Source organism: Methylobacillus methanolivorans, from assembly GCF_054588515.1.
The window spans coordinates 148,570-161,532 of record NZ_BAAILT010000002.1; the positions used below are offsets into that span (position 1 = coordinate 148,570).

A 12,963-nucleotide genomic window follows, 5' to 3' on the forward strand; every position below is an offset into this window, starting at 1 on the left:
GCTAAGTAATTGATAGGCTGGCTTTTACGCCAGCTTCAATTATCTAGATCAAAAAGCCAGCATTGCTGGCTTTTTGTTTTTGTATTGCCCACTTTTTAAAATCTATTTGATTTCCCGCCAGTCGAAACCTTCTGCCTGGCTGGCAATACCAATCCAGTGTTCTTCACAGTTGAGTGTGCGGCTTAATGCGGCATTGACCAGTGCTGGCTGATTGTTTTTCTCGCTCAAGTGCGCTGCCACAATGTGCTGTAGTTTTCGATTGTCCAGCTTGCCCAATAGACTCGCTGCGCTCTCATTATCCAAATGTCCGAGGCGACCGCCTACCCGTTGCTTCAAAGAGCGTATATAAGGTCCATTACGCAGCATGTCGAGATCATGGTTGCATTCTAGTACTAAGGAGTCGCAAGCGTTCAATATCGCTTCAATATGGGGCGTGGTTGTGCCAACGTCAGTGAGTACGCCGAGCTTGTGCAGACCATTTTCAAAAGCGTACTGTACTGGTTCACGCGCATCGTGTGGCACCGGGTACGGCTGGATATGCAGGTCGCCAATGTTGAATGCTTGATGGCTGTCGATGACATGTAGCTCAAACCCTTGATCCTTGGGGATGAGCTTCTGGCTCATGACATAAGTCCCATAGGTGAGCCAAACCGGGATCCTATATTTGTTCGCGAGTTTGAATACGCCACTGGTATGGTCATCGTGCTCATGTGTGACGAGAATGCCGGCTATGTCGTCGGCTTGTAGGCCTAGCCTGGCAAGGCGGTGTAGAGTGTCTTTGAGAGCAAAGCCACAATCCAGCAGCAGGCGGGTGGAGGATTGCTCTATGATCAGGCCATTGCCTGCACTGCCGCTACCAAGTGAGGCGAATCGCATATCAGGGAAAGCAGGTTAGATATCTGTTGTCGCATGGATAGAGAATGCGACAACAGATAAGGGTCATATTACTTGAGTTGCTCGAACAGCAGGTTGATGATGCGGTTTGCTGTGGAGGTGCGCTCGCGCTTGCCATCCTTGTCGGTGATGGTGATGAGCGAGTTATTGCTACTGGAACTTTCTACCTTGACTTGGTATTGGTTTTCACCAGATTTACGCTTCTTGTTGCCATCCTTGTCTGTTTTGTCATCACCCCAGAATTTCAGGCTTTCCAGTAGGCCTTTCTTTTCCTTTGGTGCTTCATCAATGTCATTGTCGGTGTAGCGTACATAGAACACACCGTTGGAGCGGTCGCGATCTTCTACAACGAAGCCAACACGGTCTAGCGCCAAACCTACACGGCGCCATGCACGATCAAATGCGTCATTAGTGCTGAGGCTGAGGGTGCCATCACTTTCCTTATTGATGGTGGCGCGTAGCTCAGGAGATGCATTGGCGATGATGGTGCGGGATTTCTTTTCTTCAACGCCCAAGCGTACCATCAACCTCCGTAATAATTCGGCATCAATGTCTTCTGCCATGGCGCGGGACTCATCAGCACCAGTGCGTTTGGTCTTGGTCGGTGCATAGCCCATCTCGACTTCACCTGCAATGGTACGCACCTTAACCTTGCCATCATCAGGCACATTGCTGACAGCACGATGACTCATATAGATTTCGGTGGTACCTTGTTCAACGCCACGGTCAATACGGGTGCGGAACTTCTGGCGATTTTGCAGGCTGTTCAGCTTGTCTAGCCAGCCCTGGAATTTCTCCAGATAAGATTTATCGCCAATGTCCAGCGAACTAGGATCTACCCATTCGGTTTCTATGACGCCGGTTTGCGCGTTTTCCACTTGTACAGCAAAGCCAAGGTCAGTCCAGAACTCGCGAATAACGGGCCATACTTTTTCTGGTGCAGCATTGACGACCAGCCAGCGTTGTGCGCCAGCTCGCTCCATGCGTACGCCATCAGCATTTGGCAACACCTTGTCCTGCTCGTTTTCTAACTGACCGTTTTCATTCAGCGACTGGCTGTAATCAGAATAGTTGGTCGCGGCACCAGGAATGGCATAAGCATCACTAGCCGAGATGTTGGTCAGGTCAGGAGGGACTTCCAGCGGGCGCGAGCGGCCTGCCGCCTTGTAGTCTGAGCTGGTATCAATAAACGGAATGGAGCACCCGCTAATAGTGAGTAATGTAGCCAGTAAAACAGGTTTGATTGTGAATCGATTCATGGTTTCTCTTGACTGATAACTGAGGCATCAAATTGCAGCTTGCTTCATGGCGCTGCGTAATGTGTCATGGAATTGGGATGATAGTGGCACGAGTGGCAAGCGAATGCCACTTTGAATTAAGCCCATCTGTTGCAATACCCACTTAACAGGGATAGGGTTGGCTTCGACAAACAGCTTTTGATGCAATGCAAACAGCTTGGCATTAGCTTCGCGAGCGGCCTTAATATCGCCTGTTTGCGCTGCAGCACACATGTCATGCATCAGCTTGGGGGCTGCATTTGCAGTGACCGAGATTACGCCGTGTCCACCCAGTAACAGTAGCGCCAAGCTGCTGGCATCGTCGCCACTGTAAATGGCGAAGTCAGCAGGTGCACGCAGGATCAGGTCGGTACCACGTTCAATATTGCCTGTGGCATCTTTGATGCCGACAATGTTCTTGATCGCGGCAAGGCGCAGCACGGTGTCGTTCTGCAAGTCGCAACTGGTACGGCCTGGAACGTTGTATAGGATTTGTGGGATATCGACGGCTTCGGCTATGGCACGAAAATGCTGGAATAGGCCTTCCTGCGTAGGCTTGTTGTAATAGGGGGCAACAAGCAGGCAAGCATCTGCGCCAAGCTCTTTTGCCTTGCGGGTGAGGGCAATGGCTTCGCTGGTCGAGTTGGCTCCTGTGCCGGCGATGACCGGAATCCGGCCTGCACTGTGCTCCACGGTTGTTTTGATCAGCAGGGCGTGTTCATCGAAGTCGACCGTGGGGGATTCGCCAGTGGTGCCCACGACTACAATGCCATCGGACTTTTGTGCGATGTGGAAATCGATAAGTGAACGTAGCGCCTGGATATCCAGGCTACCATCGTCATGCATAGGGGTGACGATGGCAACGAGACTGCCTTGCAGCATGGTTATACGACCTGATAATGATTAAACCTGCTCATTTTAACTGAAACTACGCGGATAATAATATGATTTTATGCCTGTTCATGGCTGTAAATCATTGTGAGGATTGGGGCAGCATGCCCAAGGGGTTGTGATGGAGTCGTGAATTTTTTTAGCTGTCGTTTGTTATGTGGGGAGCATCTCTATAATGCTGCTGACGATCAGATCAGTTCGAGCAAAACGGTGATGGCCACCGCCAGGCAAAATGAGCCGGGCTTTACTCGAGAAGTTTGTCACACTTTCCATAAAGGGAATCAGTTCATCGCCCTGTTCATGCAGCACAGTCACCCTGCTAGGTTTGCCTGCAAATCGGTATGCTGCATACTTGGCTAGATGCTCCTGAGTGAGCCAGCCTTGCGCTTTGGTGTAGAAGTTTTCCACCTTGCCGATATAGCGTTGCAGGCTTGTTTCAGGATGCATGCATGGATTAATCAGCAGGCAAGGTTGCCCATAGTGGCGGGCGAGCTGGTAGGCCCAGAAACCACCGAGGGATGATCCTGTTAGCAAAACGCCTTGGTCTAGTAGCGGCTGGATAATTTGCTCAAGTTGGGCGTAGGAAAGATCGGGATCCCAAGTGTTGTATTCGGGGATGACGATGTGAGGGAAATGCTCTCGCAGCAGCGATGATTTCTCACTTGCCGGGCTGGAGTTGAAGCCCGGCATATAGACAATATTCAAGTGCGCTCCAGTGATCGTGATTATGGCGGCAATCCCAATAAGTTGGGCAGATCGGCGACAGAGTCTAGTACTATATCCGGTTGGAGCGATGAGGTGGCAAAGTATTCCTCGCGGAATTTTCCTGTGCGCACTAACACGCCACGTATGCCCGCTTTTTGTGCGCCGCCGATATCGGAGTCAATATCGTCGCCAATGACCAGAACCTCGGAGGCTGGCAGCTTGAGGTCTGCCAAGGCGATCTGGAAGAACGCGCTTGCGGGCTTTCCGATGATCATGGCTTCTACACCAGAGGCATATTCCAGTCCGCTGATGAATCCACCTATATCCATTTGCAAGCCGGTTTCCGTTTGCCAAAAGCGATTTTTATGAATGGCGATCAGCTTTGCCCCATTTTTCAGGCAATTGAAGACTTCGTTCATGATCTCGTAAGTCCAGGCGCTGCCGATATCCCCGACGACAATGTATTCAGCTTGCGTATTGGATTGACGAAAGTGCGAGAAATCTTTCTTGACGTCATCCGCTAATAAGAAACGGCACAGTGGGTTGCCAAGTTGTTCCAGATATTTCAATGCGGCCTCGGGGGCGCTGATGATTTCCTCTTGTGCTACGTAAAACCCCATGCCGAGAATCTTCTGGTGCAAGGAGTAGCGTGACAGGGTGCTGGTGTTGGTGACAAAGCGACAGCTGATGCCACGTACTCTCAGTAAGTCTACTGTTTCTATGGCACCGGGAATGGGGCTGTTACCGGTATGCAATACGCCATCCAGGTCGAAGAGGACGGCATTGACGGATGAAGTGTCCATATTGATAAGCTCCTTGGATGTTATGTCATATCAAGCAAGGCTTGTGCCGTATTACAAAAACAAACGGAGGCCTAAGCCTCCGTTCAAGTGTAATCAGTTAAGAGACTGTCTAGCGGTTAAGATCAGCTTCCCAGGCGTTGCCATAGACTTTGCCGTTACGTGACAGGATCACCATCTGGTACATGCTGGTAAACCACATGAAGGTAGATGCAACACTGTAGCCAATGCCGCCAATAATAGTGAGCCAGGCAAAGCCTGGGTTGAGTTTGGTCAGCCACCATGACAATACGTCGAGGATCAGGAACGCGAACGGGAAGGCAATTGCGAGGATTTTCAATATGCGAGGTACGTTAACAGCAAAGCTGAAAATGAACGCCATCATGAAGAAGATAAAGCAGATGCCAAACAAGTGAATGTGCGATACCCGGGTCAGGCTTTGTATCGTCGCACCTTCATTGACTGCGGAAACTTGCTTGACGCCTTCATAGGTTCTGTAGTCAGGAATGCCTGGAATCACGCTATGGCACATGACGCAGCGTTCTGCAAAAACAGCCTTGAAGTGGTTTTCCCACTGATCTTCTGGCGCACCATTGCGAACCCACTTAATGATATCCAGACGTACTTCAGCTGGTGCATGAGGCTTCATGGAGCCATTGAGCTTGCTTTCCAACTTGCTTCCACTGCGGTCACCGTAATAGCTATAGACAATATCATCCTTGGACAAACCTAGCTTGCCATCAGCCATGCCGTGGGTAAGCATGATCTGCAAGCCAGCCATGCATAGGCCAACACCGATGACCAATAGGTAACCAATGAATAGTGTTTTGATGGAGGTGGGTAGGTTGGGTAGATTGAGCCAAGGCAGGCTGGAGGTTTCTTTCATGGCAGTCTCGTCTAGCGTTAAAAATACAAGCCCCGCAAGCATACCGCAATTTGCAAGATTTCACCTAGTATTGGTAGGGGTATTATCAATAAAAAAGCCTTGCTGATGAAGCAAGGCCTAAGGGTGGAGTTCAATGTGCTTATTAGCTGGGTGTGGAATTTTCCCGTTCCTTACGTGCATTGAGGATGCAGAAGCCTATCCAATAGCTGATGACGATGATTGTCAGGACGATGGTACCAATGGAGGCAATGCCTACCCATGAGCCAAATAGTACTTTTAACATGGTGATCTCCTCTTTAAATAAACGTGACTACAACTACCATTAACCATATTTAATTTATGGTTAATGGTACGCTTTTGCCAACAAGAGTAAAGACCTTTCATTAAAAGTGGTTAAAGGTTAATACTTATGAATAGCGAAGGTGGCTTGATTTGAGCGTGAAACATCAGCAATAATCGAACAAGAAGTGGCAATTGCAGATGCAGGCAAGTCTATTGGTTTGTCTGATAAGACAGAATAATTTAAGAAGAAAAGCCATCATGACGGATATGATTGAGAGTGCACCTGATGCAGCTAATGTGGAGCCGGAAAACATCAGCTTTGAAGAAATTAACCTGCAACCGGGCACGAGGCTTCAACTACTGACCCATCGTGGGCATACGCCTACTCCGCACCTTTCCACTTTTATTGGTGTTGAAAGCAATGATTACTTGCTGTTACGCTTGCCCAAGTCACAGGGGACCTACCTGACTTTTTACGAGGGTGAGAAGATTACGGTGCGCGTTTTCTCCGGCACCATGATCAGTAGTTTTGATACAAGCGTTATTCAGACTATTTACCATCCTCTCAATTGTTTGTGTCTTTCCTTCCCTTATAGCATTCAAGTCAAGAAAATACGCCGTGAAATGCGGATCAAGGTTGATATTGATGGCAAGCTTGGATTGGCTGATAGGACCACCATACCGGTGAAGCTGACTAATATCAGTGCAACAGGATGTCAGATTGTGACTGAGCAGGAAGTGGGGAAGATTGACGAGCAGTTGGCGTTGAATTTCAATTTGCCTCAACTGACAGAAGATGACACGTCCAATATCACGCTCTTGGCCAAAGTTCGTAACATCACGAACGAGGGAGAGGGCGGGGCACCCAGTTTCTTGGTTGGAATGGAGTTTGTTGCTGTGGCTACCAATGTACAGCTGGTGGTGCGTCATTACGTATATGAGCGTCTGGTGGATAGGCGGCAAAATCTTGTTTAAGGAGTGTTGGCAGAGGGAGGCCGCGCTACGGTGTGGCGTGTGCGTGCTGGTTAGCCCAATGGACTTAAGGTCTGGCTGAGCGGGAAAGCATGGCTGTTAGTGTTGATTAAGCGAGCCTGCCTAGCTTATGGGTATAATCCCATGATCTATTCCTTTCATCTACCGCATGACTGAAATTGCACTTGCCGAGCGTATTGACGCTATCCTGCCCCAGACACAATGTACTCAGTGTGGCTATGCTGGTTGCCGTCCTTATGCTGAGGCGCTAGCGCGCGGGGATGCTGGAATCAATCAGTGCCCGCCAGGCGGTGAGTCCGGGATTCATGCGTTGGCGACATTGCTCAATCGACCTTACCAGTCACTTAATCCTGCGCATGGGGCGATACGCCCCAAAATGTTGGCGCTTATTGACGAAGCGACATGTATAGGTTGTACCTTATGTATCAAGGCTTGTCCTGTTGATGCCATTCTCGGGACGCATAAACAGATGCATACGGTCATTATGGATGAATGTACGGGGTGCGAGTTGTGCGTAGTGCCGTGCCCGGTCGATTGCATCAGCATGCAGCCACTCACTAATCAGGATTGGGATTACACACAGTCAACCAGTCTTGCGCGCCAGGTAGCAGATAAGGCGCGAACTCGGTATCAGCATCGGCTACAACGTCTAGATAATATGCCGCTAAAACGCCCCCTGGCTGCCACTCGCATTGAGGCAGGGCAACCGCCTGCCACTGTGGAAGCCAAGAAGGCAGCGCTGGCTGCTGCCATGGCGCGGGCACGTGCGCAGCGTCAGGCAACAACGACATCATAAGAACATGAACGCAGAAAAACGCCAGGAACTGTTTCGCCGACTCAGTATTGCCATTCCCGAACCGACGACCGAGTTGGTTCATCACAGTACCTTTGAATTACTCATTGCGGTCATTCTGTCTGCCCAGGCCACTGATAAAGGCGTCAATATTGCAACTGCCAAGTTATTTCCTGTCGCCAATACGCCACAAGCGATTCTTGATCTGGGTATTGAGGGGTTGGAAGGCTACATCAAGACCATCGGTTTGTATCGCAGCAAGGCTAAGAATGTCATGGCGACCTGCCGTTTGCTGGTGGACCTGCATGGTGGGCAGGTGCCTGATACGCGGGCAGCATTGGAAAGCTTGCCTGGAGTGGGCCGCAAAACCGCCAACGTCATTCTGAATACGGCATTTGGCCAACCTACCATTGCGGTGGATACGCATATCTTCCGACTGGGAAACCGCATTGGCCTAGCACCTGGGAAAACGCCGCTCGAGGTGGAAAATAAGCTGATGAAAGCGGTACCCAAAGAGTATCTGCAAGATGCCCATCATTTGCTGATTTTGCATGGACGCTATGTCTGTGTTGCACGTAAACCTAAGTGTGGCGAGTGCGTGATCTACGATCTGTGTGAGTTCAAGGCTAAGTCTACCCCTGCTTCTGCAGTGGTGGAGGGGGTGTGAAGGTTGGCACTGGGTTGGCGCAAGGCCGCCATCCGACTGCCGAGCTTGCTACACAGGCCGTCAAGCAGGCATTGGATCAAGCCGGGCTGGAGATCGCCAATAGCGTACTGCTATTCCTGAGCGAAGATTTTGCCCCGGCTCCGCAGGCTGCATTGCGTGCTGCTGCTGTGGCGGCAAGTACGACGCAGGTGAGTGGATGTTCGGCGCCAGGTATCTTGACTCAGGACGATTGGGTGCTGGACGGGTCTGCCGCAGCAGCGCTAGTGCTGGGTGATGGCGCAGCGATTGTGCCGGCGAAGGAGCTGGGTGATCGGCTGTTACTAACGCTGGCAGCCCCCAATGCATTCAACTCCACTTGGCTTGCTGCACCGGGCCAGCGTTTTGGTAGCGTGGCGGGGGATGCTACTGGCTTGGGGGCGTTCTCAGTGTGGGAGGATGGTAAGGGTGTCTTGTCCTCGCATTGTGATTTAAGGTTAGATGGTCTTAAAGGTGCCGTGGCTATGGCGCATGCTTTGCAACCTATTGGTGCTCCGCAACGCATTGAGCGGGTTGATCAACATGACTTGCAAGTAGTATCCGGTTTAGCTGGTTTGCAGCAATCGGCATGGGCTAGTCTGGTGATTGAACTTGATCATGCTGGTATTTCGCATGATACGGGCATTCCTTTTCATCGCGTGATGTTGATGCTGGCAGACAGTGAGGTGGCATTGGCACGAGATGAATATCAAATGATGGCTATCATCGGTGCGGATGCGCATGCCCAGACGGTAATGCTCGCACAAGAAGTGACGCCCGGTAGTTGGTTCGTCTGGGCGATATTGGATCGTAAGGCTGCACAGCAGCGCCTGGCCGCGACGATTGCCTCGGTGGAAGATAACTTACATGACCAGCCTGCGTTTGGATTGATGTTCTCCTGCCTGGCACGTGGGCCACATTTTTATGATGGTGTGGATGACGATATTGCATTGTTGAAGCGTTATTATCCTGGCATGCCGCTGATCGGTTTTTATGGTAATGGGGAAATTGCTCCCACTCCTGGCGGCAATGCTTTATGGCAGCACTCTGTAGTGCTGGGTCTGTTTACTGCGGAAAATTGAATGATGAATACCCCATTAATGAATGCTACGACAAGTAACCGCTATCCCCGTGTGCTGTCTATCGCCGGGTCTGATAGCAGTGGCGGCGCTGGCATTCAGGCTGATCTCAAGACCTTTTCAGCGCTAGGGTGCTATGGCATGACGGCGATTACAGCCCTGACAGCACAAAACACCCAAGGTGTGCGTGCTATCCATAGCGTGCCAGCCCAGATGTTGCGCGACCAGATCGATGCCGTGGTTGAAGATATCGGTGTGGATGCGGTCAAGATTGGCATGCTGCATTCCCCCGAGGTCGTGATGACCGTAGCTGAGGCCTTGGATGCACATGGCCTCAAGCAAGTGGTGCTAGATCCGGTCATGGTAGCGGCGAATGGTGCCAAGTTGATTTCTGACGAAGCAATTGCCTTGCTGGTGCGTGAGCTGTTTCCGCGAGCGCTGGTAGTGACGCCCAACCTTGATGAAGCGGCATTGCTATTGGGGCGCTCGCTGACAGCGACCGATGAGCTGGAGCAGGCGGCTCATGAACTGCTGGGCCAGGGTGCACGTGCGGTGTTACTCAAAGGCGGCCACCTCCCCGGGCACGATGTCCTGGATATCCTGGTGCAGGCAAATAGTGCAGGGCAAATTACCGAATTACATAAGCTACATTCTTTGCGTATTTCCACCCACAACTTGCATGGTACTGGTTGTACCTTATCGTCTGCCATCGCTGCCTATCTCGCACTTGGCTTCAATTTGCCAGATGCAGTGCAGGCCGCACGCATTTATGTGCGCTCAGCCTTGTATGCAGGGTCTAACGTCAGGATGGGCGAAGGGGTTGGGCCCTTGAACCACGGTTTTGCGCCTCAGGCGATGAAAGTGTGGGAAGCCTGATGGCCTTGTTTAACCCCAGTCGTGACCAAGTGCGGCAATTCTTTTTTGATGCCTGGGCCAAGCTCCAGCAACAACAAGCCTTGAGCGAGATTGAGGCGCTGGCGGTGGATGTGATGCAGACTCATCCTGAATATCACCATGTATTGAATGCACCAGAGCGGTATCGTGATCAGTCGTATTTCCCAGAGATGGGTGAAACCAATCCCTTCTTGCACATGAGCTTGCATCTTTCCGTGTTGGAGCAGGTGTCTATCGACCAACCGCCCGGTATCAAGGCTGCTTATCACAGCCTGTGGCGCCAGCATGGTGATGCAGTGGAGGCGCAACATGTGCTTATGGAGTGCTTGGCTGAGGCCATCTGGCAGGCGCAACGCAGTGGTGCAGGCCTGGATGCACAAACTTATATTGATTCTATACAGGCTAAGGAAAAAGGTTAGTCGCTAGCCTGCAATGTGTTAAATTTTTTGCAGTAAATAGCTATTTTCAAAGCCACGCACTGGCCCCAGCACATTAAAGCCTTTGAAATATCCACCTGCTCTGAGCAGGTCGACAGCTGGACCCACCTCGGGGCTATATTGGTAGTCTGCATAGTCATCAAACACTACAAATCCTTCTGACACCACGCTTGGCGCATACAGCAGAAAATCCAGCAAGACATTACGGCCTTCATGTCCACCATCGATATGTAGCAAAGAAACCTTGGGTGAAAGATCATAAAAGCGCTCTGCGCTTAACTCGGAAAATCCTCGTAACACTATGACGTTGGGGAATATCAGATTCTTGTAATGACTGAATTCCTCAAACTGGTTAGGCAACACAAAGGGGTCAATGCCTATTAGCCTTTTTTGGCGGCAGGATACTTCGTTCATCAGGGACAGGGATTTGCCCTTCCAAACCCCAATCTCAACAATATCGCCAGGCAGATCAGCAGTCAAAGCACATAGATAAGCCAATAGTTTTACCTGCCCATGAAACGAAATCTCCTTGCGATCCATGGCCTGTTCAGGTGGTAACAGGGTTTGTGCCTGCTCAAAGTTTTTCCCCAGCAGATCCCATACCGTGGCGACCATCTCGTTTAGTTGCGCATTTTCCAGGAATTCGTTTAGCTCATTTGCCGTGATCATTATTGTCCTTGAGTCATCTATGTATTCATGCCTGAGGCGATCATGATTTAGTGATGTTCGTGAGGCTCGTGTCCATGGTGGCTATCCAACAGGCTGTAATAGTTGGATGGTTCCAGCACAGTAGGCACTGCTTCATCTGCGAGGAAGGGATAATCCTTGCTGTAATGCAGGCCGCGGCTTTCCTTGCGTTCCATCGCACTTTTTACGATGAGTTCAGCGACTTGCAATAGGTTGCGGAGCTCAATCAGGTTATTGCTGATGCGGAAATTGCTGTAGAACTCATGTACTTCGTCACGTAGCAGGTGGATGCGATGCAAGGCACGGGTTAGGCGCTTGTTGGTACGCACGATACCAACATAATTCCACATAGTGCGGCGCAGCTCGCTCCAGTTATGGGTGATGATGATCTCTTCATCCGCATCCGTGACGCGGCTTTCATCCCAATACGGCAGCGTGACTTCCGGCTGCTGGGGTTGCGCGATAATGTCTTCCGCCACTGCCTGACCAAATACCAGGCATTCAAGCAGGGAATTGCTGGCCAAGCGGTTGGCACCATGCAGGCCAGTGCAAGCATTTTCGCCTATGGCATACAGTCTTGGAATATCAGTGCGGCCAATATGATCGGTCATGATCCCGCCGCAACTGTAATGGGCTGCTGGCACGACGGGAATAGGTTCACGCGTAATGTCGATACCGAGCTCGAAACAGCGACGGTAGATTGTCGGGAAGTGTGACAGGATAAAATCTGCTGGTTTGTGGGAGATGTCCAGATACACGCAGTCTAGGCCGCGCTTCTTCATTTCAAAATCAATGGCGCGTGCCACGATGTCGCGTGGCGCCAGTTCGGCGCGTTCATCATGCCAAGGCATGAAGCGCGTGCCATCTGGCAGCTTGAGCATGCCGCCTTCACCGCGAACGGCTTCCGTGATCAGGAAGGATTTGGCTTCGGAGTGGTAAAGGCAGGTGGGGTGGAATTGGATGAATTCCATGTTGGCAACGCGGCAGCCTGCTCTCCAGGCCATGGCAACGCCATCACCTGACGAGACATCGGGATTGGTTGTGTAGAGATAGACCTTGCCAGTGCCGCCAGTTGCCAGCACGGTGTGCTGGGCAGCAATGGTCAGCACCTTGCCAGTGATGTTGTCGAGCACATAGGCACCCAGGCAGGCGCTACCTTCCATGTTGACCTTGCCGGCGGTGATGAGATCGACCGCAATATGTTCTTCTAAAACGGTAATGTTGAGGTGCTGACGTACTTTTTCGGCGAGGGTTTTCTGCACCGCCTGCCCTGTGGCATCGGCAGCGTGAATGATGCGTCTATGGCTGTGCCCGCCTTCACGGGTCAGGTGGAAGCCGCTATTGTCGTCTTCGCGAGTGAAAGGAACCCCCTCTGCAATCAGCCATTCCACAGTTTCACGACCATGTTCTGCAACCAGGCGTGTCACTGCAGCGTCGCATAGTCCTGCACCTGCAATCAGGGTGTCTTGAATATGGGCCTCTGTTGAGTCATCATCTGCCAGCACAGCGGCAATGCCGCCTTGTGCCCAGTTGCTGGAGCCATCGTTAATGCCTCGCTTGCTGATCAAGCAGACTTTTTTGTTTGCTGCCACTTTAAGCGCGAGGGTGAGGCCGGCAAGACCACTGCCGATGATGAGGACGTCATATTGCTGCATAAGAACCC

15 protein-coding genes are annotated in these 12,963 nt (G+C 51.2%); 6 read left to right on the forward strand and 9 right to left on the reverse strand.

Features of this window, described 5'->3' with window-relative positions:
- Positions 1-102: 102 nt before the first annotated feature.
- The 7 genes from LG202_RS02025 to LG202_RS02055 all read right to left on the reverse strand — a co-directional run bounded on the left by LG202_RS02025 (position 103) and on the right by LG202_RS02055 (position 5,736).
- The gene (locus LG202_RS02025) at positions 103-876 is read right to left on the reverse strand and encodes an MBL fold metallo-hydrolase (protein WP_230346755.1); all 774 of its coding nucleotides are present in this window, start codon (positions 874-876) and stop codon (positions 103-105) included.
- 68 nt (positions 877-944) lie between these two features.
- Complete coding sequence (gene bamC, locus LG202_RS02030) at positions 945-2,153, reverse strand: outer membrane protein assembly factor BamC (protein WP_230346756.1); 1,209 nt, start codon at positions 2,151-2,153, stop codon at positions 945-947.
- A gap of 27 nt (positions 2,154-2,180) precedes the next feature.
- Positions 2,181-3,053, reverse strand: coding sequence for a 4-hydroxy-tetrahydrodipicolinate synthase (dapA, locus tag LG202_RS02035; protein ID WP_230346757.1), 873 nt, complete (start codon positions 3,051-3,053; stop codon positions 2,181-2,183).
- 162 nt (positions 3,054-3,215) lie between these two features.
- On the reverse strand, positions 3,216-3,767 hold the full coding sequence (locus LG202_RS02040; RefSeq protein ID WP_230346758.1) for a YqiA/YcfP family alpha/beta fold hydrolase: 552 nt from the start codon (positions 3,765-3,767) through the stop codon (positions 3,216-3,218).
- Between the two features lie 20 nt (positions 3,768-3,787).
- Positions 3,788-4,570, reverse strand: a complete 783-nt coding sequence (locus LG202_RS02045) for a TIGR01458 family HAD-type hydrolase (protein WP_230346759.1) — start codon at positions 4,568-4,570, stop codon at positions 3,788-3,790.
- A 109-nt stretch (positions 4,571-4,679) separates the two neighbouring features.
- Entirely contained in the window at positions 4,680-5,453 is a 774-nt protein-coding gene (locus tag LG202_RS02050) for an elongation factor-1 alpha (protein WP_230346760.1), read from the reverse strand.
- Positions 5,454-5,595: 142 nt separating this feature from the next.
- Positions 5,596-5,736, reverse strand: coding sequence for a DUF3149 domain-containing protein (locus LG202_RS02055; RefSeq protein ID WP_230346761.1), 141 nt, complete (start codon positions 5,734-5,736; stop codon positions 5,596-5,598).
- 197 nt (positions 5,737-5,933) lie between these two features.
- Here LG202_RS02055 and LG202_RS02060 point away from each other — a divergent pair, with 197 nt between their 5' ends.
- From LG202_RS02060 to LG202_RS02085, 6 genes are all read left to right on the forward strand, one after another.
- A complete protein-coding gene (locus LG202_RS02060; RefSeq protein WP_230346762.1) occupies positions 5,934-6,710 on the forward strand; it encodes a flagellar brake protein in 777 nt (258 codons plus the stop codon).
- Between the two features lie 166 nt (positions 6,711-6,876).
- Entirely contained in the window at positions 6,877-7,524 is a 648-nt protein-coding gene (gene rsxB / locus LG202_RS02065) for an electron transport complex subunit RsxB (protein WP_230346763.1), read from the forward strand.
- A 4-nt stretch (positions 7,525-7,528) separates the two neighbouring features.
- Positions 7,529-8,188: an endonuclease III gene (nth, locus tag LG202_RS02070; RefSeq protein WP_230346764.1), complete on the forward strand. Its 660-nt coding sequence runs from the start codon at positions 7,529-7,531 to the stop codon at positions 8,186-8,188.
- Entirely contained in the window at positions 8,185-9,285 is a 1,101-nt protein-coding gene (locus LG202_RS02075; RefSeq protein WP_230346765.1) for an FIST C-terminal domain-containing protein, read from the forward strand. The genes nth and LG202_RS02075 overlap by 4 nt, the downstream gene beginning before the upstream one ends.
- Positions 9,286-10,158 (forward strand): bifunctional hydroxymethylpyrimidine kinase/phosphomethylpyrimidine kinase, encoded by an 873-nt coding sequence (gene thiD, locus LG202_RS02080; protein ID WP_230346766.1) that lies wholly within the window; start codon positions 9,286-9,288, stop codon positions 10,156-10,158.
- On the forward strand, positions 10,158-10,595 hold the full coding sequence (locus LG202_RS02085) for a DUF1841 family protein (protein ID WP_230346767.1): 438 nt from the start codon (positions 10,158-10,160) through the stop codon (positions 10,593-10,595). The genes thiD and LG202_RS02085 overlap by 1 nt, the downstream gene beginning before the upstream one ends.
- 18 nt (positions 10,596-10,613) lie before the next feature.
- Here LG202_RS02085 and LG202_RS02090 read toward each other — a convergent pair whose 3' ends face one another.
- Positions 10,614-11,282: a class I SAM-dependent methyltransferase gene (locus tag LG202_RS02090; RefSeq protein ID WP_230346768.1), complete on the reverse strand. Its 669-nt coding sequence runs from the start codon at positions 11,280-11,282 to the stop codon at positions 10,614-10,616.
- 47 nt (positions 11,283-11,329) lie between these two features.
- A complete protein-coding gene (gene nadB, locus LG202_RS02095) occupies positions 11,330-12,955 on the reverse strand; it encodes an L-aspartate oxidase (protein ID WP_230346769.1) in 1,626 nt (541 codons plus the stop codon).
- Positions 12,956-12,963 lie beyond the last annotated feature (8 nt).

Excerpts from the sequence above, each read along its gene's own strand:
- LG202_RS02025 (WP_230346755.1), bottom strand. The coding sequence starts at position 876 with ATGCGATTCGCCTCACTTGGTAGCGGCAGTGCAGGCAATGGCCTGATC.
- bamC (WP_230346756.1), bottom strand. The coding sequence starts at position 2,153 with ATGAATCGATTCACAATCAAACCTGTTTTACTGGCTACATTACTCACT.
- dapA (WP_230346757.1), bottom strand. The coding sequence starts at position 3,053 with ATGCTGCAAGGCAGTCTCGTTGCCATCGTCACCCCTATGCATGACGAT.
- LG202_RS02045 (WP_230346759.1), bottom strand. The coding sequence starts at position 4,570 with ATGGACACTTCATCCGTCAATGCCGTCCTCTTCGACCTGGATGGCGTA.
- LG202_RS02050 (WP_230346760.1), bottom strand. The coding sequence starts at position 5,453 with ATGAAAGAAACCTCCAGCCTGCCTTGGCTCAATCTACCCAACCTACCC.
- LG202_RS02055 (WP_230346761.1), bottom strand. The coding sequence starts at position 5,736 with ATGTTAAAAGTACTATTTGGCTCATGGGTAGGCATTGCCTCCATTGGT.
- LG202_RS02060 (WP_230346762.1), top strand. The coding sequence starts at position 5,934 with ATGCAGGCAAGTCTATTGGTTTGTCTGATAAGACAGAATAATTTAAGA.
- rsxB (WP_230346763.1), top strand. The coding sequence starts at position 6,877 with ATGACTGAAATTGCACTTGCCGAGCGTATTGACGCTATCCTGCCCCAG.
- nth (WP_230346764.1), top strand. The coding sequence starts at position 7,529 with ATGAACGCAGAAAAACGCCAGGAACTGTTTCGCCGACTCAGTATTGCC.
- thiD (WP_230346766.1), top strand. The coding sequence starts at position 9,286 with ATGATGAATACCCCATTAATGAATGCTACGACAAGTAACCGCTATCCC.
- LG202_RS02085 (WP_230346767.1), top strand. The coding sequence starts at position 10,158 with ATGGCCTTGTTTAACCCCAGTCGTGACCAAGTGCGGCAATTCTTTTTT.
- LG202_RS02090 (WP_230346768.1), bottom strand. The coding sequence starts at position 11,282 with ATGATCACGGCAAATGAGCTAAACGAATTCCTGGAAAATGCGCAACTA.
- nadB (WP_230346769.1), bottom strand. The coding sequence starts at position 12,955 with ATGCAGCAATATGACGTCCTCATCATCGGCAGTGGTCTTGCCGGCCTC.